The sequence below is a fragment of the Bacillus sp. FSL R5-0286 genome (assembly GCF_038593245.1).
Classification (GTDB): Bacteria; Bacillota; Bacilli; order Bacillales; family Bacillaceae; genus Bacillus; species Bacillus altitudinis.
Window position 1 is genome coordinate 1,201,392 of the sequence record NZ_CP151977.1, and the last position, 19,470, is coordinate 1,220,861.

Annotated in this window: 23 protein-coding genes and 1 pseudogene; 15 read left to right on the forward strand and 9 right to left on the reverse strand. The window is 37.4% G+C overall.

Translation table 11 applies throughout. The features are described 5' to 3' along the window. Positions 1 to 213: 213 nt before the first annotated feature. From NST24_RS06030 to NST24_RS06045, 4 genes and pseudogenes are all read left to right on the forward strand, one after another. Complete coding sequence (locus NST24_RS06030; protein WP_216894923.1) at positions 214 to 1,044, forward strand: sialate O-acetylesterase; 831 nt, start codon at positions 214 to 216, stop codon at positions 1,042 to 1,044. Between the two features lie 127 nt (positions 1,045 to 1,171). Further along, a pseudogene (locus NST24_RS06035) lies at positions 1,172 to 1,309 on the forward strand (CatA-like O-acetyltransferase); the annotation flags it as partial. A gap of 226 nt (positions 1,310 to 1,535) precedes the next feature. Beyond that, the gene (locus tag NST24_RS06040) at positions 1,536 to 2,654 is read left to right on the forward strand and encodes a tetratricopeptide repeat protein (protein ID WP_216894925.1); all 1,119 of its coding nucleotides are present in this window, start codon (positions 1,536 to 1,538) and stop codon (positions 2,652 to 2,654) included. Further along, a complete protein-coding gene (locus NST24_RS06045; protein ID WP_142154801.1) occupies positions 2,644 to 2,805 on the forward strand; it encodes a RapH phosphatase inhibitor in 162 nt (53 codons plus the stop codon). The genes NST24_RS06040 and NST24_RS06045 overlap by 11 nt, the downstream gene beginning before the upstream one ends. Before the next feature lie 543 nt (positions 2,806 to 3,348). Here NST24_RS06045 and NST24_RS06050 read toward each other — a convergent pair. Both NST24_RS06050 and NST24_RS06055 read right to left on the reverse strand, forming a co-directional pair. After that, complete coding sequence (locus NST24_RS06050; protein WP_045035248.1) at positions 3,349 to 3,537, reverse strand: hypothetical protein; 189 nt, start codon at positions 3,535 to 3,537, stop codon at positions 3,349 to 3,351. A gap of 46 nt (positions 3,538 to 3,583) precedes the next feature. Continuing rightward, positions 3,584 to 4,090, reverse strand: coding sequence for a hypothetical protein (locus NST24_RS06055; RefSeq protein WP_259254732.1), 507 nt, complete (start codon positions 4,088 to 4,090; stop codon positions 3,584 to 3,586). A gap of 610 nt (positions 4,091 to 4,700) precedes the next feature. On the opposite strand from NST24_RS06055, the gene catA reads away from it, so the two are divergent. The 5 genes from catA (at position 4,701) to NST24_RS06080 (ending at position 8,704) form a co-directional block, all read left to right on the forward strand. Further along, entirely contained in the window at positions 4,701 to 5,363 is a 663-nt protein-coding gene (gene catA, locus NST24_RS06060; protein WP_061418717.1) for a type A chloramphenicol O-acetyltransferase, read from the forward strand. A gap of 509 nt (positions 5,364 to 5,872) precedes the next feature. Beyond that, positions 5,873 to 6,364, forward strand: coding sequence for a hypothetical protein (locus tag NST24_RS06065; protein ID WP_056407879.1), 492 nt, complete (start codon positions 5,873 to 5,875; stop codon positions 6,362 to 6,364). A gap of 56 nt (positions 6,365 to 6,420) precedes the next feature. Further along, the gene (locus tag NST24_RS06070; RefSeq protein WP_234823325.1) at positions 6,421 to 7,302 is read left to right on the forward strand and encodes a hypothetical protein; all 882 of its coding nucleotides are present in this window, start codon (positions 6,421 to 6,423) and stop codon (positions 7,300 to 7,302) included. A 287-nt stretch (positions 7,303 to 7,589) separates the two neighbouring features. Next, positions 7,590 to 7,763 carry a RapH phosphatase inhibitor gene (locus NST24_RS06075; RefSeq protein ID WP_216894933.1) on the forward strand — a complete coding sequence of 58 codons (174 nt, stop codon included), beginning with the start codon at positions 7,590 to 7,592 and terminating at the stop codon, positions 7,761 to 7,763. 110 nt (positions 7,764 to 7,873) lie between these two features. Beyond that, positions 7,874 to 8,704: an SMI1/KNR4 family protein gene (locus tag NST24_RS06080; protein ID WP_342462440.1), complete on the forward strand. Its 831-nt coding sequence runs from the start codon at positions 7,874 to 7,876 to the stop codon at positions 8,702 to 8,704. 41 nt (positions 8,705 to 8,745) lie between these two features. Here NST24_RS06080 and NST24_RS06085 read toward each other — a convergent pair whose 3' ends face one another. Then, complete coding sequence (locus tag NST24_RS06085; RefSeq protein WP_039168808.1) at positions 8,746 to 8,994, reverse strand: DUF2651 family protein; 249 nt, start codon at positions 8,992 to 8,994, stop codon at positions 8,746 to 8,748. A 599-nt stretch (positions 8,995 to 9,593) separates the two neighbouring features. Here NST24_RS06085 and NST24_RS06090 point away from each other — a divergent pair. Beyond that, complete coding sequence (locus NST24_RS06090; protein ID WP_008348347.1) at positions 9,594 to 10,490, forward strand: macrolide 2'-phosphotransferase; 897 nt, start codon at positions 9,594 to 9,596, stop codon at positions 10,488 to 10,490. A gap of 43 nt (positions 10,491 to 10,533) precedes the next feature. On the opposite strand, the gene NST24_RS06095 is transcribed toward NST24_RS06090, so the two are convergent. Together NST24_RS06095 and NST24_RS06100 are read right to left on the reverse strand one after the other, a co-directional pair. Further along, the gene (locus NST24_RS06095; RefSeq protein WP_268373667.1) at positions 10,534 to 11,409 is read right to left on the reverse strand and encodes a LysR family transcriptional regulator; all 876 of its coding nucleotides are present in this window, start codon (positions 11,407 to 11,409) and stop codon (positions 10,534 to 10,536) included. 23 nt (positions 11,410 to 11,432) lie between these two features. Next, a complete protein-coding gene (locus NST24_RS06100) occupies positions 11,433 to 12,131 on the reverse strand; it encodes an amino acid racemase (RefSeq protein ID WP_342462441.1) in 699 nt (232 codons plus the stop codon). A gap of 192 nt (positions 12,132 to 12,323) precedes the next feature. On the opposite strand from NST24_RS06100, the gene NST24_RS06105 reads away from it, so the two are divergent. Next, positions 12,324 to 12,848 carry a DinB family protein gene (locus tag NST24_RS06105; protein WP_342462442.1) on the forward strand — a complete coding sequence of 175 codons (525 nt, stop codon included), beginning with the start codon at positions 12,324 to 12,326 and terminating at the stop codon, positions 12,846 to 12,848. 4 nt (positions 12,849 to 12,852) lie between these two features. On the opposite strand, the gene NST24_RS06110 is transcribed toward NST24_RS06105, so the two are convergent. Together NST24_RS06110 and NST24_RS06115 are read right to left on the reverse strand one after the other, a co-directional pair. Beyond that, positions 12,853 to 13,416 carry a GNAT family protein gene (locus NST24_RS06110; protein WP_035700391.1) on the reverse strand — a complete coding sequence of 188 codons (564 nt, stop codon included), beginning with the start codon at positions 13,414 to 13,416 and terminating at the stop codon, positions 12,853 to 12,855. Between the two features lie 16 nt (positions 13,417 to 13,432). Beyond that, positions 13,433 to 14,338, reverse strand: coding sequence for a LysR family transcriptional regulator (locus NST24_RS06115; protein WP_019743043.1), 906 nt, complete (start codon positions 14,336 to 14,338; stop codon positions 13,433 to 13,435). 112 nt (positions 14,339 to 14,450) lie between these two features. Between NST24_RS06115 and NST24_RS06120 the strand changes: the two genes are divergently transcribed. After that, positions 14,451 to 15,608: an MFS transporter gene (locus NST24_RS06120; protein ID WP_342462626.1), complete on the forward strand. Its 1,158-nt coding sequence runs from the start codon at positions 14,451 to 14,453 to the stop codon at positions 15,606 to 15,608. 114 nt (positions 15,609 to 15,722) lie between these two features. Here the strand turns inward: NST24_RS06120 and lpdA are convergent, their stop codons facing one another. Next, positions 15,723 to 17,117 carry a dihydrolipoyl dehydrogenase gene (lpdA, locus tag NST24_RS06125; RefSeq protein ID WP_342462443.1) on the reverse strand — a complete coding sequence of 465 codons (1,395 nt, stop codon included), beginning with the start codon at positions 17,115 to 17,117 and terminating at the stop codon, positions 15,723 to 15,725. Positions 17,118 to 17,301: 184 nt separating this feature from the next. Between lpdA and NST24_RS06130 the strand changes: the two genes are divergently transcribed. The 3 genes from NST24_RS06130 (at position 17,302) to NST24_RS06140 (ending at position 19,044) form a co-directional block, all read left to right on the forward strand. After that, the gene (locus NST24_RS06130; RefSeq protein ID WP_173407955.1) at positions 17,302 to 17,871 is read left to right on the forward strand and encodes a TetR/AcrR family transcriptional regulator; all 570 of its coding nucleotides are present in this window, start codon (positions 17,302 to 17,304) and stop codon (positions 17,869 to 17,871) included. A gap of 31 nt (positions 17,872 to 17,902) precedes the next feature. Then, positions 17,903 to 18,322, forward strand: a complete 420-nt coding sequence (locus NST24_RS06135; RefSeq protein WP_212356466.1) for a GNAT family N-acetyltransferase — start codon at positions 17,903 to 17,905, stop codon at positions 18,320 to 18,322. A 263-nt stretch (positions 18,323 to 18,585) separates the two neighbouring features. Continuing rightward, complete coding sequence (locus NST24_RS06140) at positions 18,586 to 19,044, forward strand: GyrI-like domain-containing protein (RefSeq protein WP_039168785.1); 459 nt, start codon at positions 18,586 to 18,588, stop codon at positions 19,042 to 19,044. A 61-nt stretch (positions 19,045 to 19,105) separates the two neighbouring features. Here the strand turns inward: NST24_RS06140 and NST24_RS06145 are convergent, their stop codons facing one another. Next, the gene (locus NST24_RS06145; RefSeq protein WP_039168782.1) at positions 19,106 to 19,453 is read right to left on the reverse strand and encodes a hypothetical protein; all 348 of its coding nucleotides are present in this window, start codon (positions 19,451 to 19,453) and stop codon (positions 19,106 to 19,108) included. Between the last annotated feature and the right edge of the window lie 17 nt (positions 19,454 to 19,470).

Here is a 19,470-nt window from a genome sequence, read left to right on the forward strand (position 1 = left end):
ATTGTATTATACATGAATATGTTTTTTTCACAAGTTTAACGTAAGCCCATATGACAACATGGACAAGAGATTTCTTCTTGTTAAAATGGTTTAAGTGGATTGATCATAGTCGATCCACCTGATTGATAGATGCATCAGGATCTTACCCTAAGTAATTGCTGTTTACTGTTCTTTCAACAAAAATATGAAAAATAAAGAGAGGGGGAGAAAAATATGAAGTCATTTTTACTAATTGGACAATCTAATATGGCAGGTCGAGGCTTTAAGCATGAAGTGCCACCAATTTATAATGAAAGAATCATGATGTTGCGAAATGGTAGGTGGCAAATGATGACTGAACCGATTCATTTTGATAGGCCGGTAGCTGGTGTAGGACTGGCGGCTTCCTTCGCGGAGACTTGGTGTAAGGATCATGAGGGAGAAAAAATTGGTCTTATTCCATGTGCCGAAGGTGGCAGTTCCATTGATGAGTGGTCACGAGATGGGGCATTATTTCGTCATGCAATAAATGAAGCTACATTTGCAAAGGAAGATAGCGAATTGGCCGGGATATTATGGCATCAAGGAGAAAGTGACAGCCAAGATGGGAAATACAAAGAATACGATGAAAAAATACGAAGATTATTTCATGAGCTAAGAACTGAATTATCTGTACCTAACATTCCGCTTGTGATAGGTGGTTTGGGCGATTTCTTAGGAAAGACAGCATTTGGCGCAGGATGTGTGGAATATCAACTGATCAATGAGGTACTACAAAAATATGCAAATCATCATGAAAATTGTTATTATGTTACCGCGAAAGGCCTTATACCTAATCCGGACGGAATTCACATTAATGCGTTGTCCCAAAGAATATTTGGTATAAGATACTATGAAGCATGTCGAAAAACAGAACATATACATGAACCATTACCAAATGAACATGAGCTAGTGAATGACTGTCATAATAGAATGAATACCTCAGCGGAGAATACATATATAGCACTAGAAAAATTCACGTTGGGCAAGATAACTTACGAAGAGTTGCTGCAGGCTTTAACGTAGGTAAAGGTCATGGTAGTCTTTGAATAGACAGAAACATGATATATCTTTTGAAAGGATGATTGTGGTGGTAAAAACAGATAAAGCTTCCTCCTGAATACAAGAAATTACATTCAGGAGGAGATAAAAAATGTTTAAACAAATAGATGAAAATTATCCGAGAAAAGAGCACTTTCATCATTATATGACGGTAACCCGATGCTCATATAGTCTGGTGATCGATCTAGACATCACGAAATTGTATGCGATATTAAAAGAAAAAAGGCTAGATTCAATGCAAATTACCTGAAGACAAAAGGTATTCTCATGGAAATCTAGAAGATGAAGGCAGACTGAAATGAGTCTGCCTTTTAGTTTTGTGATGATAAAGACATGTGCCAAAGGTTTATTGATGTACAATGGTTCTTTTTGCGGTTTCTTTTCGGTGTCATGTAAATTTCTGTATGTCATAATAAATGTAATATAAGGCAATCTTGTGGAAGGGGAGTAAGGGGATGGAGAAGGTTCTTTCTTCACATGTTGGTGTGAAAATAAATGAATGGTATAAAATGATTCGTCAATTTAGTGTTCCAGATGCAGAGATTTTGAAAGCTGAGGTAGAACAAGAAATTGAACGAATGGAAGAAGACCAGGATTTACTGATTTACTATCAATTGATGTGCTTTCGTCATCAGCTTATGCTTGATTATATTAAACCCTCTGATCAACGCTCTTTATCCATTGCAGACTTAGTTGATAAAATAGAAAACTCCAATCATAAATTGTCCGGCATGCTGCAGTATTACAACGCTTTTTTTCGTGGGATGTACGAGTTCAGTATAAAAGAATATGTACAGGCCATCCAATACTATAAAATGGCGGAGAAACAACTTACGCTAGTTATAGATGAAATTGAACAAGCTGAATTTCATTTCAAGGTGGCTGAAGCTTATTATATTATGAAACAAACCCACGTTTCGATGCATCATATTTTAAAAGCTCTGGAAATCTACGATCAATATGATCTGTATAAAGTAAGAAAAATTCAATGTTTATTTGTCATAGCAGGAAATTATGATGATTTGGCTCGACATGATAAATCAATTCCTCATCTAAAGAATGCAATTAAAATTGCAGAGGAAATTGGAGATCAAAAAATCCTAACTAAAGCATTTTTGAACATTGGCCATACATTTGATAGAGACGGTCAATGGGATGAAGCTATCAATTATTTTGAGAAGGCTATTCAAAAGGCAGATGATGATTCGGAGCTTCTTACCAAATTGTATTTTGCGATTAGCTGTACGCAATTTAAAGCAGGAAGACTTAAAGAAGGAGAAGCATCTTTAAAACAAGGAACTAATATACTTGAGGAAGCCCCTAATAAGCTTTATGAAAATCTATTTACCTTCTTAGAAGCGGTTTATGTTAATAATATAAATGAGGAGCAGCTGGCCGAAGTGTTTCAGTATCTAGAACAGAAACAGCTTTTCGCTTACGCTGAGGCATGCTATATAGTGTATGCAGATGAGTATGGGAAAAAAGGTCAATTTGAAGAAGCAACAGCTGCTTATCAAAAGGTATTAGAAACACAACTCAAAATTCAGAGAGGGGATTGTTTGTATGAGTTTTAAGAAGGGTTTTACGATGATTGCTCTTACAGTGGTTGCAGCTGCAGGAGTGTACACTATTGCAACTGATCGAAACACAACATCGATACAAATACAAAAAATCGATCGAAACACGACTATGATCGATCGAAACACAACTTCTCAAAACGTATAGGCAAAATTAAAACAGACCCTGCATGGTCTGTTTTTTATGGGGACGGATTGGGGACGAACCCTTTCAGCTCTCTTCAGAAATGCACATTTTTTATCAGAAAGGCTCATCATAGAACCTTATTAAATCAGCCTTTTTCAGGGAAGGTCTGTTTGCTTCAGATGAGGTCATTCACCTTGACAGGATAGAGTTCGCTGGTTCGAGCCAGTCGGAATCATAGATGTTGATACAGAGCCACTCTCGAGATAATCGAGAGTGGCTTTTGTATTTTTAAAACCAAAAAGAAAAAGGTAACATTACCAAAATAAAAACCACACTGAAAATATAGTGTGGTTAATTTAAAATGCCGTCCATTTGATCAGCTATCTGTTGGCCTGTTGAAGTTAGTACATGAGCATATGTTTGAAGCGTTACTTTTATACTTTTGTATCCTAGTCTTTCACTCACTACTTTTACAGGTGCACCATTTAACAATAAAATAGGTGGTGGTTCGTTGACCTGTTTTTCTTAATCAGGGAGCTACATAAAGTGGCTCTCTGCACAGAATCAATCTTTCTTTTTTTTGTAGTCTTTTACTAAGCTTGAAACAGTTAAACCCATTACACCGAAAGCTACTACATAAAATAAAATATTTGTTACAGGTGTATCAATTTTCCCTAAAATCAAGACAACAGCTATAATAGCGATGGGTAAAGTAATTAACAAACTTTTGGATGCTTTATTTTCCTGTGTCATTAACCAAGCACCTCCTTATTGTTTCAGCATTGTGTTTTAGTTCATTTTAAAAAACGAACAACATGATGGTTTTAGCAACCCACCATGCTGCATTTTCACTTCCAGTAACTTTAAGAGCACCTAAATAAATACCATGTTCAAGAGTGCCTGTATAATGCTCAATAGTTATTAGAATTGTTTCTAACCCTGTAACACCGCCTATCATTACTTTCAGTTTTGAAGGTAATTGGTCATAAGCTTCTTTTATTGCTTTTATAGCCCATGTGAATTTACCGTGTGTAATAGCTTCTCCATTTGTTTTTGATTGAGCTCCTTTAATTGCTTTTTTGAACTTTTCTGTTTCTACTTCATTTAAATTCCAATACTGTGTTATCTCATCTATTGTAGGCTCTTTTGCTTGATCAAAAGAAGATTTTACAAATGAATAAGAATAGAACTGTTCTTTCTCAAAAGCTTTAGATGCATTTGCTTCTGCAAAAGGTGAGAGTATAAAAACAGAAATTCCTGCAACCATTGATAATATTAAACCTTTGGAAGTACTTGATTTTCCCATAATAAGCTCCTACTTTGGAATATTTTTTAGATTAAGCTTTCAACGTAATTAATAATTCAATAATTGTTTTAGTTGTTAGAAATATTCTTCCTTTTCTAAATAATGTTATCATTTGTAAATAAATGAAGTAAATAGGTTATTTGTTATAGGATAGAATGGTACAATATACATATTAATTACGAAAAGACATGACTAGCAAAGAATTTAAATCATTCGTAGAATATAAAAAAGGAATATCTTTTTTGCTCTTAAAAACGAAGAAATACCAGAGGGGAATATTAAAGAAGAAGAGGAGGATAAATAGCTTCTACAGAAAAAATAGAAGTGAATACAGTATATCGTTAATAATTACAGGATTTTTATATCTTCTTTGTAAGCTGAGAAAGATATAGAGCACTAGAAAAGTTCACGTTAGTCAAGATCACTTAAGAAGAATTGCTGAAGGCTTTATCGTAGGCTAAGCTTATGGTAGCCATTGAATGAAAACGTTATAACTTAGAGTAGTGGTAGACAGAAACATAACCTACCGGTTGAAAGGATGATTGTGGTGGTAAAAACAGATAAAGCTTCCTCCTGAATACAAGCAATTACATTCAGGAGGGGATAAAAAATGTTTAAACAAATAGATGAAAATTATCCGAGAAAAGAGCACTTTCATCATTATATGACGGTAACCCGATGCACATATAGTCTGGTGATCGATCTAGACATCACGAAATTGTATGCAATATTAAAAGAAAAAAGGCTAAAAGTATATCCTGTGCAAATTTATTTGTTAGCAAGAGCTGTGCAAAAAATACCGGAATTTCGGATGGATCAAGTGAACGATGCACTTGGTTACTGGGAGATTCTCCATCCTAGTTATACGATTTTAAATAAAGAAACAAAGACATTTTCAAGTATTTGGACGCCTTATGACGAAAACTTTGCTCGGTTTTATAAAAGCTGTGTAGCGGACATGGACACTTACAGCAAAAGTAATAACCTATTTCCGAAACCTCATATGCCAGAAAACATGTTCAATATTTCAAGTCTGCCGTGGATTGATTTTACTTCTTTTAACCTTAATGTATCTACAGATATAACTTATTTACTACCAATATTTACGTTAGGTCAATTTAAGATGAAAGAAGAAAAAATCACCTTGCCAGTCGCGATTCAAGTCCATCATGCTGTTTGTGATGGCTATCATGTCGGTCAATATGTGGAATATTTGAGGTGGCTTATTGAACATTGTGAAGAGTGGTTAGACGACTCATTGGATATGTCCTGAATGTCAGGAGTGATTTGCAAGAGGTTTCCAATGGTTTATAGAAGTTAGCATAAAGCAGACTTTAACGAGTCTGCTTATTTGTTGTGTGATGAAGAAGTTATTAGTTTGCAAATAAGGCAAACATGTTTTGTTTCTCAATTATTTTTGCGGTTTCTTTTCGGTGTTTTGTAAATTCCATTATGTGATAATAAATGTAATATAAAGGTATTTGGATGGAGTGTGGATAGGGATATAGAAATTTTCAGCTTGAAACTGTCTTCAAGAGTAGTAGGCCTGAAAAATGATTCTGAGTGTTTGTCATGTAAGCTTCTAAATTAATTAATGATAGGTGATGAACTACGGAGTAATGGAATATTTTGAAACTGTAAAAAGGGCGGGCAGATTCTTATAGAAGAAAGCAGTGATTTTGTCGGATGTGAAAAAATGTATGCTCACTCTATCTTAAAATCATTATATTGAATTAAATGTATATGTATTTACTCTAAAAATTGATAAAGGTGGTTTACATGATGAAAAAAAGCAATACATTATTACTGTCTTCAATATTTTTAGCTAGCACGATATTCCCTGCAACTGTTTCAGCAACTACTGTTGAGAAAAATGAAACTGAATGGATAACAATTGCAGAGGATACTTCAACGGATTCTGTATCGCATTCAACTAACAAAAAATCGGCAAAAGCTGACTATGTTACGAATTGGAAACTAAGAAAAACTGGTGGATTGATTGGCGAGATATTTCAATGTAACTACAGCATGTTAACGACAGCGAAGTCAAAGGGTAAAATTGATTATATAGAAGCAAAATCACGACTATATGGAGGAGATGGAGGACTTTCTAAAAGCAAGACCGATTCTGCGAAGAAATCAAATTATGCTGGAGCGAATGCTGCCGGTGGTGTTGATGGTGGCTGGGGATGTAAAGGTAAAGCGATTGGAAACTCTTTATATAAAGATAGTGGTTATAAAACTGTTAGTCGCCAAAAGACTTTTAAAATTTAATAGACATGATGAGACATAGAACAATTTTATTCATAACCATTTTCATCGTATTACTAATGACTTTTATTTTATTTGTCAGACAAGGAAAAGTCTCTGGCGATATAGACTATAATGATGAAATGTTGGATGTTACTGGACCAGGAACGGAGACCGTATCATATGGTATGTATGAACCTGAGGGGAAGCTTCTGGATACTCTAGATATCGGTTTGATTAAGAATAACCAAATGAACAAAGTTCTTTCCTTCTCACACTACATAGACGCAGATAGAAAGTACACGTTATTCTTACTAGCAAATTTTAATCAAATAGCATTTTCTGCAGATAATCATAGACCAGCTAAATCATACACATTTGAGATGACTAAAGACCAGGTGATGACATTACCAATCAAAGCGACATTACCAAAAGATGTTGGAGAAATAGCGTTTATTATTGTTCCCGAAGCAAAGTATCATTTGAAAGATAGTCATATAGATATAGCGACAGGTTTACAAGAAAATTATATTATGCGATTCATTACAAAAAAAGCTTCATCTCATCATATTAGAAGTGAATTTTCTCCAATATATAAAACGGATGAATTAACTGGAGAAGAAATTTTCATGGCTTCAGGAAAGGTTTCAAATAAAGTGCTGTATACTTCAAAAAGTCAAATGCCGGTCTATCTCCAAGTGGATAATACAAGTAAAGAAAAAATGAATTATGCTTTAGTCGCATTCTCGGAATTCGATCAACAAAAATTCAATGGAAAACCTGTGATGTATGTATCTGTAGAAAGTGAAAAAACAAATGTTTATCAAATAAAATTGCCAAAAGTGAAAAAGGAAAAGAATTTTCAAGTCATTGCTTTTCCTGCACCTTTTGATAATAGTACTAAATTTGAGGAAGTTAATTTTAGAGGCTATTCTTCTATTAGAACGTTAATTCAACCATAGGAGGCAATTTTATGTGGATGATCATTATTTTATTCATTATATTGATAGGATTTACAGGGAACATGGTATCGATTTTGAGAAATATTCAACAATCTAATGAAAAGATTATAAAATTATTAGAAGAAAATCAGACACACAAGTAGTCCATTGAGTTATGGTTTATGACAGCGTATTTAGCACACTGCTCCTGAGAGGGAGCTCTTTATTTACGGTTTCTTTTTGGAAAGAGTAGCAGAATAGAAAGGCTCTTAAAGCTCAAAATGATATTCAAAAAGGAGAGTGTCTGTATGGTGATTAAAAGACTCCTAATCATTGTATCCATTGTATTGTTAAGTGTTTCAACAGCAGAAACTTTAAAAATCATTGAAACGAAATCAATTCGGAATACAACAATGGAGGAACAAAAATCATATCGAAACACGACTATGATTGATCGAAATACAACCTCTGAAAACGTATAGACAAGATTAAAACAGACTTTAAGAGTCTGTTTTTTTATGAAGTAGAATGAGTAAATGAACAGTTGGTCAATGTTATACTTATCTCAGATAGATACGAGGAGGCATCCACTTTGAAGTCATTCTGGGAGAAAGAAGAAGAGAGTCCTTTTACGTTAGAAAAGATAGATGAGGCACAAATTCGTGAAGCAGAGGGAACGCTTGGTGTCACTTTACCTGATACATACAAAAAACTCATTTTAGAATGGAATGGTGGTTTTACAGTTCGTAATGCTTTTCCAACCGATCGGCCGAATTCATGGGCAGAGGATCATGTTCAATTCGACCATCTAAGAGGAATTGCCAAAGATGATGGAATTATGAATAGCGCTCAGTTAAGTGATGAATTGGAGCTGCCAGAGGGACTTGTTTTCATCAGCGGGGAAGAAGATACATGGATCGCCATGGATTATCGAGAAACGAAGGAACATCCTCCTATTCACTATTTCGATTTAGAGCTGGAAGTAGATTTTAAGCTGGCAGATAGTTTCGATGAATTTGTTGAGCGGTTATATACAGCTGACGACGCCATGGTTGAAGTAATAGAGATTGAGGAGGAAGCTTCGGATTTATATATCAGTAAAGAAGAGCTTGAACACATTTTTGAGAGAGGAGACCTTCGTCAGCAGAATCTCTTCAAAATGGCACATTATCCGATGGAAGACATTGAAGAGATCGCATGGTTTTTCTTGCGCATGAAACAGTGCATCAAACAGATAAAAGATCAACATGTCTTGTATGAAACAGCTACTGCTATTCACTCCAACCTTTTGTTAAACCCAGATATGCCAAGGAATGACCGTATTAATCAAGAGCTGCAAGAAATTGCTGAATTTCTAGAAAATAGTGAAGATCCTAATATCGCCTTTTTGGGAGGGGACATTCATCCAGTGAAAGAACGATAGTGAAAGATGAAAAGCCCTTTCTAGGGCTTTTCGAATGTAGTTTATGATCTCTTTTTATTTAAAATTTTCATAATGAATAATGCTATATATGAAGCAATGAATGAGCCCAAAGTGTAAACAACAGCCCAGCCAAAGAAAGAGACATTAAAAAGTGTAAATGTCAGAATGAGCAAAATGATAAAGCTCACAACTGGCATGAAATAAACCTTTTGTACAAACAATGTGACGATTAATGAAGCGATCAAAATACTTACTGGAAGCAAGCCGAATGCGAATTCTAAATGAGTCATATCCATTCTCCTTTTAAAAATGACTTAGCTACATTTGATTTGTTCTCATTGTCTCTCATACACTCAAAATTCATAGTACATCGGGTTTTTGAGTTTAATAAATTATATTAGACAGAAGAATCAATAGCCATATCATAACACAGAAAAATGAAATTATTTCATTTTATGTAATTTAAAGGATGTTTGATGATTTTAAATCCTTCTTTTTGTCATCTTATTGAAAGTCATATTTAAATAAAGTATAGTAAATTTATATGATAAAGAGGAGGATGGTTAAAGATGATGCATTCAGGAAGATTACGCCAGAAAACTTTGAACAATCAGTAATTTCATATGTTCAAAGGCTCTGTTTTCATCAAACGGAGTAAACGGGGTAGTCTGCACATTTTTAATGATCTTCAGCGGGAAAGTATGCAATTTCACTAGAAAAGAGGCAGCTAATCGATCTGTCTTTTTTTTGTATGTTTTTTATGATGCAAACAAAGGCATATGTCTAGCTTTGTTTACTCTGACCACATAAAGTAGCCTGTTTGTGGGTTTTGTGATGATATTCTTGGTGCCTATTGATCATGACTAAATGAGCAATTGGAGGAATGGATATGAACAGACTGGAATTAAAGCAGTTAGTCAAACATCACGGATTAGAGATTTTAGAGAATACCATCAAAATAAATGAATCAGGTGTGGATTTCCGTGTCGCTCACGTCGAAGATTTACATGGTGATCAATGGATATTAAGAATGCCTCGCAGACCTGAATCAATGAAACATACCTTACAAGAAAAAAAGACATTAGATTACATTAGTAATCAGGTTCACTTTCAGGTTCCTAAGTGGTCTATCTTTACAGAAAATCTGATTGCTTATAAACAATTAGAGGGGGTACCGGCAGCTAGTATTGATGTGGAACAGCAATCTTATGTGTGGAGTTTTGACCAAACGAATGTACCGCAAGCTTATTATGAATCATTAGGAAGAGTTTTAGCGAATGTACATTCCTTAGATCAACAGCCTTTTAAAACGATCGGTGTGGAGATGATCAGTGCACATGAATTAAGAGGATCAATGAAACAGCGAATGGAACGTGTCAAATCGCAATACACCATTAACAGCGGTTTATGGGAGCGTTGGCAAGAATGGCTAGCTAAAGATTCTTTATGGCCGCCTTTTGTGGGAGTGAAGCATGGAGATTTGCATCCTGGCCACATTCTGATTGATGAAAATCAATGTGTTACCGGTGTGATTGATTGGTCTGAAGTGGGGATTGGTGATGTATCTGCCGACTTTTTGTCGCATCAACTTCTGTTTGGGAAAGAAGGATTAACGAAACTTATCCATGCGTATGAAAAAGCAGGCGGGAGAACTTGGTCAGGAATGGATGAACATATAATAGAACTTCTGACGACAAGTGCGATCACTGTGGCCGAGTACGCACAGAGATCAGGATTGAAAGATATGCATGAATCTGCCGCATACATGTTGGCAAACGAAAGCTGATCAATCAGAACGAATCCAAAAAAGCCCCCAAAAAGGGCTTTTTTTAATCTAATTCATGAAAAAATTGTTTGAGCTGATCAATGAAAACGGATTTGGATTTTCCCTTTTTATAGATAAACTCAATATTGATGTTGAAATTGATAGATGGATCGATAGAAATTTGTTTTAATGTTCCTTGTTTTACTTCATTTCTAACACAATGATGAGGAAGAAACGATAGTCCCATTCCTTGCAGCACCAAATTTTTTGCAGTTTCCATATGATCAACCTCAATGGAAATGTTCGGTGTAATATTGTTTTTTTGAAATAATCGGTGGAGCATTAACCAATCAAATGACCCATAGTCAAAGAAAATAAAAGGTTGTTCTTCTAGTTCATTCATATTGATGTTGCCATGGCTGGCAAGAGGGTGATGAGTTGGGACGAACAGCCCGATTGGATCGCTGAAAATCGGGATTGATTCAATTTGAGGATGTGTTTCAGTCCTGACAATGCCAAAGTCTACTTGGTTGTTAATCACTTTTTGGACAACATCCTTTGAATGTCCTGTTACAATTTTCACTTTCAGGTTTTCGTATTTTTCTTTTAGGGCGGGCAATATGTTAGGCAATAGATTATTGGAAATAGAGGATGCGCATCCAATCGTCAATTCATAAGGGATCATCGTTTGTTTGAGACTATGCTTTGCTTCTTGATAAGAATGGAGAATCTTTTTGGCATGCGGGTAAAACTGTTCACCTTTTTCCGTCAGAGATAATTTATTTCTCTGTCTATCAAATAATTTCAGATCTAATTCTTTTTCTAACGATTGAATACGTGCCGATACAGAAGGCTGGGTTAAATACAGTGCTTCTGCAGCTTTATTGATACTGCCTAGCTGGCATACATAAATAAACGCTTCTATATTCTCAATATTCATGTTATCCCCTTATATGACGTTCTTTAAATGTTTAGCTTTTCAAGCTCATACACTAATTTTACAGCTTCTTTCGCCAAAATGACAGTAGGATCAATCACTTTCACAGCTTTGGTTGACCTTAGAACTAAAGGAATTTCTGTACAGCCGGCAATGATGGCTTCTGCTCCTTGATTGATTAAAATTTCTGCAGCTAACGCCAGTTCACTTTCGCCTTTACTCAATTTCCCTGCTTTCACGGCATAAATCCCATTCATCACGTTTTTCTGAAGATTTTCACTAGGAGTCATGACATCAATCTTGTGATGGGCACAAGCCTTTTGATAGAGCTGGGTTTTTAATGTGCCATCAGTACATAGTAAGCCCACAGACGTATAGTGATGTTTGTTCAGGTGCTTAGCGGTTTCTAATGGCATATTCAAGATAGGGATATGAGTGGATTGTTGTACGTTTTCTAAAAAGAAGTGAGCGGTATTGCATGCAATCAGAATAAAGTCCGCTCCTGCGCGTTCTAATCTTTTAGCTGATGCAATCATATATTCTGTAGGATCTTCGCCTTTCCCAAATATGGCATTGGTTCTATCAGGGATTTGCGGATAATTATCAGCAATCACATGGAGATGATCCTGATCTTTAATAGCTGGTGTATGAGAGATAATTTTTTTCATCAGATCAATCGTCGCTAAAGGGCCCATACCACCCATAATCCCAATCGTTGTAGACATCACTATCACCACATTTCATTTTTTTCTATTATAAAAAAAGAAAGGATGGTGAGTGTTATAGAAAAGTTCTATTTGTATATAGAAGGTTGATCAAAAGCGCCTTTTATTTTCTTCTTTATCTGTTTTGAGGGATGAGTTGCAATCTAATCAAAAAACATTAGAATAAAGAAAAATTGATAAAGGAGCTACCATATGAACTTCAATTTGAATGAAGCTTTAGATATGTTGAGTCGAACTCCTCGTACATTAGAAAGTCTTTTGACAGGTTTATCGAAGGATTGGCTTCACAGTCGTGAAGGGGAGGGAACGTGGAATCCCGTTGAAGTCATTGAACATTTGATTGAAGCAGAGAAATTCAACTGGATTCCTCGATTAAATGTCATTCTTGCTGATGGAGAGAATACCCCATTTCCTGCATTTGACCGCTACTCCCATTTGAATCAAACTGAAAGACAGATAGAACAAGCACTAGCGGAGCTTCATCATGTGCGGATGGAGAATGTGGCATACATTCAGCGTATGACACATTCAAGTCTTGATCTAGAGAAAAAGGGCGTTCATCCAGAATTCGGCGTCGTGCAAGTGAGCGAATTACTTTCTGCGTGGGTTGTCCATGATTTCACCCATATTTCCCAAATTGTTCGGGTCATGGCGGAACGATATCGAACCGATGTAGGACCTTGGGGCGCTTATTTAGGGATTTTGAATAGGAAATAAATGATTAATGACGCTTCGCGGCCCACTCGGATTGAAGAATCGCATATTGATACTCATCGACCCAATGTCCTTTTGACATATAATTTTGTAGCAAATGTCCTTCGCGTCTCATGTCTAAACGTTCCAGCACTCGAATAGATTTTTCGTTGCGTACATCTGTAAAGGCAATGATTTTATGCTTGTTCAGTGTAGTGAAAATATATTCGATCATTGAATTCAAGGCTTCATGAATATAGCCCTTTCCTTGAAATTCAGGCGCGAGTGTAAATCCTATTTCAACGATTCTAGGCTCGCTGCCGAGTGTATGAATGGCGCAATCTCCTATCAGCTGATTGGATTCAGATAAGGCAATCGCGTATTGAAACCACGTCCCTGGTTGATTAGGTTGTTGCGTCATTTGGTGTTGAACAAATGATTCTGCGTCTTCGTGCGTGTAGTTTTCCCAGGATTGAAATGTGGCAATAGAGGGATTTGATCGGTATTGATAAAATGCTTCAATATCCTGCTGATCAAACTGACGAATCACAACCCGGTTTGTTCTTGTAAATATGCTGTTTGCATTCTTCATGTGTTACCCTCACTTTTTAGTTTGTTCTTGATTTAAAAAAGTCTATTAGCCATTCAGATAGCTGTTTTTGCGCTTTGGTCACAAATCGATCCGCATAATACGTTAATTCAAGATGCCGAACAGGAGCAGGGGCAGAGATAGGGATAGAGACAATATTAGGCCATGCTGAATGTTGCTTTAACAGCCCTCTTGGCTGGATGGTGGCGCCGATACCGGCTTCAACCAGCTGCAATAATGAAGTGGCAGACCCAACATCCATGACCGTGTCCAATTCAAAACCGTGTTCTTTACATACGTCATCGACCAAATCTCTTCCTAGATAGCCTTTTGGATACATGACCAGTGCATGCTTTGTCAGCTCTTTTAGCGTCACTTCACGCCTTTTTGCCAGTTCACTGTCTGAATGAACAAACAATTCGTAGGGCTCATCGCCAAGTGGAATTTGAATCAGTCGTTTATCCGCAGGCCCGCGCAGCCCAATTCCGATATCGACTTTATGTGAGAGCACCTCGTCACGAACAAAGATGGTCGAAAAAGCCTTTAGGTTGATCTCTGGATACAGCGTTTTAAATTCTACAAAAAGCGGAACAAGCTGAAAGTCAAGATCAGAGGGGAGGACGGCAAGCCGAACGGTACCCCGCTGTTCAGATAACAGTTCTTTCATAGCATTTTTGGCATCTCGTTCAGCCTGAAGCATTTTCATGCCATATTGATAAAGGAGCGTACCAGCTTCAGTTGCAACTACTTTTTTACCGATTCGGTCAAAAAGCGGCATCCCAACTTCAGCTTCAAGCAGCTGAATCTGTTGGCTTAATGTAGGCTGTGATATACCTAGTTGCTCTGCAGCCTTTGTGAAATGTAAATGATCGAATACAGCCATAAAATAGGTAATGTGACGAGTATCCATATGCCATCCTTTCATTAATGATAGTATTTTTCTATCATCATAATACGAATTATTGTATTGATCAATGAATGAAGCGGATTTATACTCATAGTAACCTCAACAAGATGAGAGAGGAAGAAGAGTATTGATAAAAAAAATATTTTATTTAGCTGCTTTATTTTTAGCTGCCTTAAACTTGCGCCCAATCATTACATCCGTAGCTTCTATGATGAGCATGATTCAATCAGACCTTGGCGTTAGTGCACTCACGGCAAGTCTTTTAACCACTTTGCCGGTCTTGTGCATGGGAGTGTTTGCCCCTGTAGCAACGAAACTAAGCCGCCGGTTTGGATTAGAGAGAACTCTTTTTTTCTCGATTTTTCTTATCACAATTGCGACTGGACTGCGTGGTACAAGTCAAACGGTTACCATCCTTCTCATGACTGCTTTTGCAGGAGGAGTTGGAATTAGTTTTGCCGGACCATTGTTGTCTAGTTTTATTAAAAAGTATTTCCCGAAAAGTCCTGGGATTGTCAGTGTGTACTCTATATCGATGACAGTTGGAGCTGCACTTGCTTCGGGCTTGACCATTCCGATTTACCTTCGCAGTGAGCATAACCTTCCACTTGCGTTATCCTGCTGGGCGATATTAGGCGTTATTGCCATGATTTTATGGCTCGGTCTAGCTCGTCAAAACCAACAAGCGGATCTTGCAGACGTGCCACTGAGATTACCGCTGCGAAACAAAAAAGCCATTCAATTCACCTTGTTCTTTGGCTTTATGTCTAGCATGTTCTATTCGTTAACAGCGTGGATTTCACCCATTGCGCTTGATTTTGGGAATAGTCCACAGTATGCCGCCATGCTGCTGACGATATTTACACTCATTCAGATTCCGGTGGCATTATTCGTTCCAAACATCGTCAATCGTCTAGGAAAGCCGAAATTATTTCTGATCTTATGCAGTTTGTCAGAGCTGATTGGCCTCCTATTCCTTCTACTGCCAATGCCGATCCTGCCAGCTGTTATTTTTCTGGGGATTGGAGCAGGTGGATTATTTCCTTTGGCGCTTATGCTGCCTATTATTGAAACGCGTACGCCAGAAGAAGCCGGTACATGGTCAGCGATGTCACAGATGGGCGGGTACATCATGGGAGGATTTGGTCCATTTTTAATCGGTTTGATTTTCGATATCAGCGGACATTTTCAAGCTGCTATTGTCGCAATGCTCGCCATCGTGATGCTGATGATTGGCGTTCAGTTATCGATGAAGTTAGGAAAAAAACGTGAAGAGGTATCCAATTAAAGATCAATATACCGCTGCTTTTATATCATGACTCAATTGAAATCGCCATAGCCTATTTCTAAGTAGGCTATGGCGATGATTTTGCTCAATCTTTAAAAGATGCACCTAAATGAATTATCGTGAAAGATTTTTTTCAACTTTACGAGTGGCCATTTCTGCAGCCTCCATGATCATTTCACCTAATGTTGGGTGAGGATGAATCGTCATGGCTAAATCTTCTACTGTAGCACCAATTTCAATAGAGAGAGAAAGTTCTGATATAAGAGTAGATGCCTCTGCACCTACGATTTGTGCTCCTAAAATAAGGCCAGATTCAGCATGGGCCACAATCTTCACAAATCCTTCTGGTTCTTTTAATGCCAGCGCTCGACCATTAATGGAGAACATTGTTTTTCCAATAACAGTCGGAATGGATTTTTGTTTGCAATCCGTTTCGCTCAGTCCAACACTCGTCAATTCTGGGCTGGAAAACACAACAAGTGGGATCGCTTTATAATCTATCATCGAAGGTTTCCCGGCGATTGCCTCTGCTGCCACCTTCGCTTCATAGGAAGCTTTATGAGCCAGAGCAGGACCCTCGGTGATATCACCAATCGCATATATGTGCGGAATGGAAGTTCTGCATTGTTCATCAATTTTAACCAGTCCGTTAGGGGTAATGGACAAACCGATAGAATGGAGACCTAATGTTCCATCTGTATTCGGTTTTCTTCCGACAGTAATCAGTGCATAATCCGCTTTCACCGTGTAGCTTTCTTTCTGTTTCTCATAATGAAGATCAATTCCGCTCATATGCTGCTCGGCATCTATGACGTTTGCTCCTGTAATCACGGTGATGTCATCTTCTTTCAATTGTCGAACAACAGGCGAGACAAGTTCACTTTCAAAGCCAGGCAATACTTGATTGCTGCCTTCTAGAATGGTGACTTTTGATCCAAACCTTGCAAACATCTGTCCGAGTTCAACACCAATATATCCACCCCCAACTACGACAAGGCTTTTAGGGATTTCGGGAAGGGATAGTGCTTCAGTGGACGATAATATACGACCTCCGAAAGGGAGTGATTTAATTTCAATTGGACGAGAGCCTGTTGCTAATATAAGGTGTTTGAAGTTGATTCGCTTTTCACCTTTTTCGGCATGTTGTATCACCGCTGTATGCTGATTGAACAAGCTTGCCTCGCCTTCCAGAATGGTAACTCCCGCTGACTTTAACAAAAATTGGACGCCTCCAGCTTGTTTTTCCACAACAGCTTTTTTGAACGCTTGAGCTTCATTGAAAGAACCGCTTTCTTGAAAACCATCCCATTGTGTGCGGAGTTTGAACCGCTCTGCTTCTGCTATTAGCGCTTTAGAAGGGATACAGCCTACATGGGTGCATACGCCACCTAATTGTTCACGTTCTACAATCGCTGTCTTCATGCCGAGATGAGCTGAACGTAATGCTGCCACGTAGCCTCCCGGACCTGATCCAATCACTAATGTATCTACTGTTTCAAAATGAATCATTTCTTGCACCTCCAATTTTAAAATATGATGATCATAATATATTATAGTCATCATATTTTAGCGAAGTCAATCCCATCTGAGTGAGCAAAGATGGATTTTAGTCAATTGACACATGATAATATGATGAATATAATATTTTGATAAATACACTTAGATGAGTTAAAAGGAAGGAGGAGAAAAGAGGATGCCTTATCCGAAAGGTCATAAGTCAAAAGTGAGAGAGCAGATCATCGCAAGTGCTGCACGAGCATTTCGAACAAATGGGGTCCGTAATATCAGTTTGCCATACATTATGAAAGGGGCAGGTCTAACTCATGGAGGGTTTTACGCTCACTTTAAGAACAAAGATCAGTTGGTGATAGAGACTTTTCATTTTGCTATTACGGATACGATCAAGCTGCTGCAAAGTGTTGCAGACAAGAAAGCAGATCAGCCTCGAATTCAGACGATCATTGAATTTTATTTAAGTTCCGTTCACCGTGATCAGACAGAAGTCGGCTGTATACTGCCAGCGCTGGCAGGGGAGATTTCTCAATTATCGCAAGAGGTACGGAAAGCTTATACCGATGAATTGAAACGGTTTATGGCGTTTATAGCCGATACGGGAAACATAAGTCTCTCTACAAGTTACGCACTAGTAAGCAGCATGGTCGGTACAATCGCTTTTGCGCGTGCTGTCAATGAGTCGCAGTTTAGTGATCAATTGTTACGGGGAGGCATAATACAGGCAAAACGTGTTCTAGAGGCAAATTAACATTCAAATAAAAAACATAGGGGATGTTGCGATGTTGATTAGAGAAGCAAGCATAGAAGATTATCCAGAATTAAGACAAGTCTATTTAGAATCCCGACGCCAGAGCTTTCACTGGCTCAATCCAGAAGAACTCAATCTGCAAGATTTTGATCAAGATACGCAGGAAGAGCAAATTTTCTTAGTTGAGGAGAACAATAAAATCCTTGGATTCATCTCATTATATGTACCAGATCGTTTTATTCATCTCTTGTTTGTACATCCAGAAGCTACTGGTCAAGGGGCTGGCGATCAGCTGCTCAAGCAAGCTATAAAAGTTTTGGGAACACCAGTCACCCTCAAATGTGTATCCGAAAATCACAAAGCTTTGTCTTTTTATCAAAAAAGAGGATGGAAGGCTGTTGTAGAGGAAGGGGAGCCTGGGGCGAAGTACTGGGTGCTTATTTATGAATAGAAGTCATGTTATCTATCATTCACACGGCCCTTTATAGGGCCTTTTTGATTGTCAGTTTCTAAAAGCCATTTCTTCAAATGAAAATCAATAACAAATGAGCGGCTAAAATCCGTTCTTTTTTATGCTTAAAAATTGGACATCTTATGAATGAGAATATGAGATTCCATTATTTTTAATATCCTAATGCATTATATTTTAAAGGGTGTTACCGTTGGATGTAAGGAATGATTGGCCAATCTTCCAATAAGAGTTGGAGGAGAATCATGAATTACAAAATTGAAATGTTAACGAATATGAAAATGGTGTATATGAGAAATATAGGACCGTATGGCAGTAAAGAGAATGTGGAGATGATGAAGAAATTTAAAAAATGGATCAACGAACATCAATTCAATGATGAATTAAAGAAGCATGGCATATACGGTGTCCCTCAAGATGATCCTGCAAGAACTTTACCTGAAAATTGCAGATATGACCTCATGTTCATGACAAATAGAGATTTCTCCAAAGATCAACTTGTTCAGACTGGTCATGTTGAAGGAGGAAAGTATGCTGTGTTTACGGTGACACATACAGCCGAAAAAGTGAATTTGTTTTGGAGACAATTACCTCAAATGATCCAACACAATCAATTGAACATACGCCATGCACCTATTATGGAGAGATATAGAGAAGATGAAGGCGAAGATAAGGTGTGTGAATTCTTACTGCCTATCTTTTAAACATTTTATCTAACTTTCATGAAAACAGACCTCTTGTGGTCTGTTTTCATGAATATAAAATCTACACGTTTAAATAGTTTAGGACTCGTTCCTTTAAATAACGATATTGATCCTTATTCGTATCTTGAAATGCTTCTTCCCGATTTGAAGGTACATCCATATAAAAAATTTCTTCAGAGAATTGTGAAGAAGTAAAGTCAATTCTTGTTCCATTCACTACGTTGTAAAAGTGCCATCCGCTGGGTAATGAGGTCTTGTTTATTTTTCCGCCTAAAAGATCATGGACAACTAAAGAAGTGACGCCACATTGTCCGTTTGCTGGGTTGTCTTTACTCCATTTTGAACTAGATTGAGAGGACCAGGCTTTATATAAAGCATCAATGATTTCGTCTGTCGAGTAGAGGTTCATTTACTAAAGATCCTTTC

What these genes read in the sequence shown, in the direction of transcription:
- NST24_RS06030 (WP_216894923.1), top strand. Translation starts at nt 214, where the DNA reads ATGAAGTCATTTTTACTAATTGGACAATCTAATATGGCAGGTCGAGGC.
- NST24_RS06040 (WP_216894925.1), top strand. Translation starts at nt 1,536, where the DNA reads ATGGAGAAGGTTCTTTCTTCACATGTTGGTGTGAAAATAAATGAATGG.
- NST24_RS06045 (WP_142154801.1), top strand. Translation starts at nt 2,644, where the DNA reads ATGAGTTTTAAGAAGGGTTTTACGATGATTGCTCTTACAGTGGTTGCA.
- NST24_RS06050 (WP_045035248.1), bottom strand. Translation starts at nt 3,537, where the DNA reads ATGACACAGGAAAATAAAGCATCCAAAAGTTTGTTAATTACTTTACCC.
- NST24_RS06055 (WP_259254732.1), bottom strand. Translation starts at nt 4,090, where the DNA reads ATGGGAAAATCAAGTACTTCCAAAGGTTTAATATTATCAATGGTTGCA.
- catA (WP_061418717.1), top strand. Translation starts at nt 4,701, where the DNA reads ATGTTTAAACAAATAGATGAAAATTATCCGAGAAAAGAGCACTTTCAT.
- NST24_RS06065 (WP_056407879.1), top strand. Translation starts at nt 5,873, where the DNA reads ATGAAAAAAAGCAATACATTATTACTGTCTTCAATATTTTTAGCTAGC.
- NST24_RS06070 (WP_234823325.1), top strand. Translation starts at nt 6,421, where the DNA reads ATGACTTTTATTTTATTTGTCAGACAAGGAAAAGTCTCTGGCGATATA.
- NST24_RS06075 (WP_216894933.1), top strand. Translation starts at nt 7,590, where the DNA reads ATGGTGATTAAAAGACTCCTAATCATTGTATCCATTGTATTGTTAAGT.
- NST24_RS06085 (WP_039168808.1), bottom strand. Translation starts at nt 8,994, where the DNA reads ATGACTCATTTAGAATTCGCATTCGGCTTGCTTCCAGTAAGTATTTTG.
- NST24_RS06090 (WP_008348347.1), top strand. Translation starts at nt 9,594, where the DNA reads ATGAACAGACTGGAATTAAAGCAGTTAGTCAAACATCACGGATTAGAG.
- NST24_RS06095 (WP_268373667.1), bottom strand. Translation starts at nt 11,409, where the DNA reads ATGAATATTGAGAATATAGAAGCGTTTATTTATGTATGCCAGCTAGGC.
- NST24_RS06100 (WP_342462441.1), bottom strand. Translation starts at nt 12,131, where the DNA reads ATGTCTACAACGATTGGGATTATGGGTGGTATGGGCCCTTTAGCGACG.
- NST24_RS06105 (WP_342462442.1), top strand. Translation starts at nt 12,324, where the DNA reads ATGAACTTCAATTTGAATGAAGCTTTAGATATGTTGAGTCGAACTCCT.
- NST24_RS06110 (WP_035700391.1), bottom strand. Translation starts at nt 13,416, where the DNA reads ATGAAGAATGCAAACAGCATATTTACAAGAACAAACCGGGTTGTGATT.
- NST24_RS06115 (WP_019743043.1), bottom strand. Translation starts at nt 14,338, where the DNA reads ATGAAAGGATGGCATATGGATACTCGTCACATTACCTATTTTATGGCT.
- lpdA (WP_342462443.1), bottom strand. Translation starts at nt 17,117, where the DNA reads ATGATTCATTTTGAAACAGTAGATACATTAGTGATTGGATCAGGTCCG.
- NST24_RS06130 (WP_173407955.1), top strand. Translation starts at nt 17,302, where the DNA reads ATGCCTTATCCGAAAGGTCATAAGTCAAAAGTGAGAGAGCAGATCATC.
- NST24_RS06135 (WP_212356466.1), top strand. Translation starts at nt 17,903, where the DNA reads ATGTTGATTAGAGAAGCAAGCATAGAAGATTATCCAGAATTAAGACAA.
- NST24_RS06140 (WP_039168785.1), top strand. Translation starts at nt 18,586, where the DNA reads ATGAATTACAAAATTGAAATGTTAACGAATATGAAAATGGTGTATATG.
- NST24_RS06145 (WP_039168782.1), bottom strand. Translation starts at nt 19,453, where the DNA reads ATGAACCTCTACTCGACAGACGAAATCATTGATGCTTTATATAAAGCC.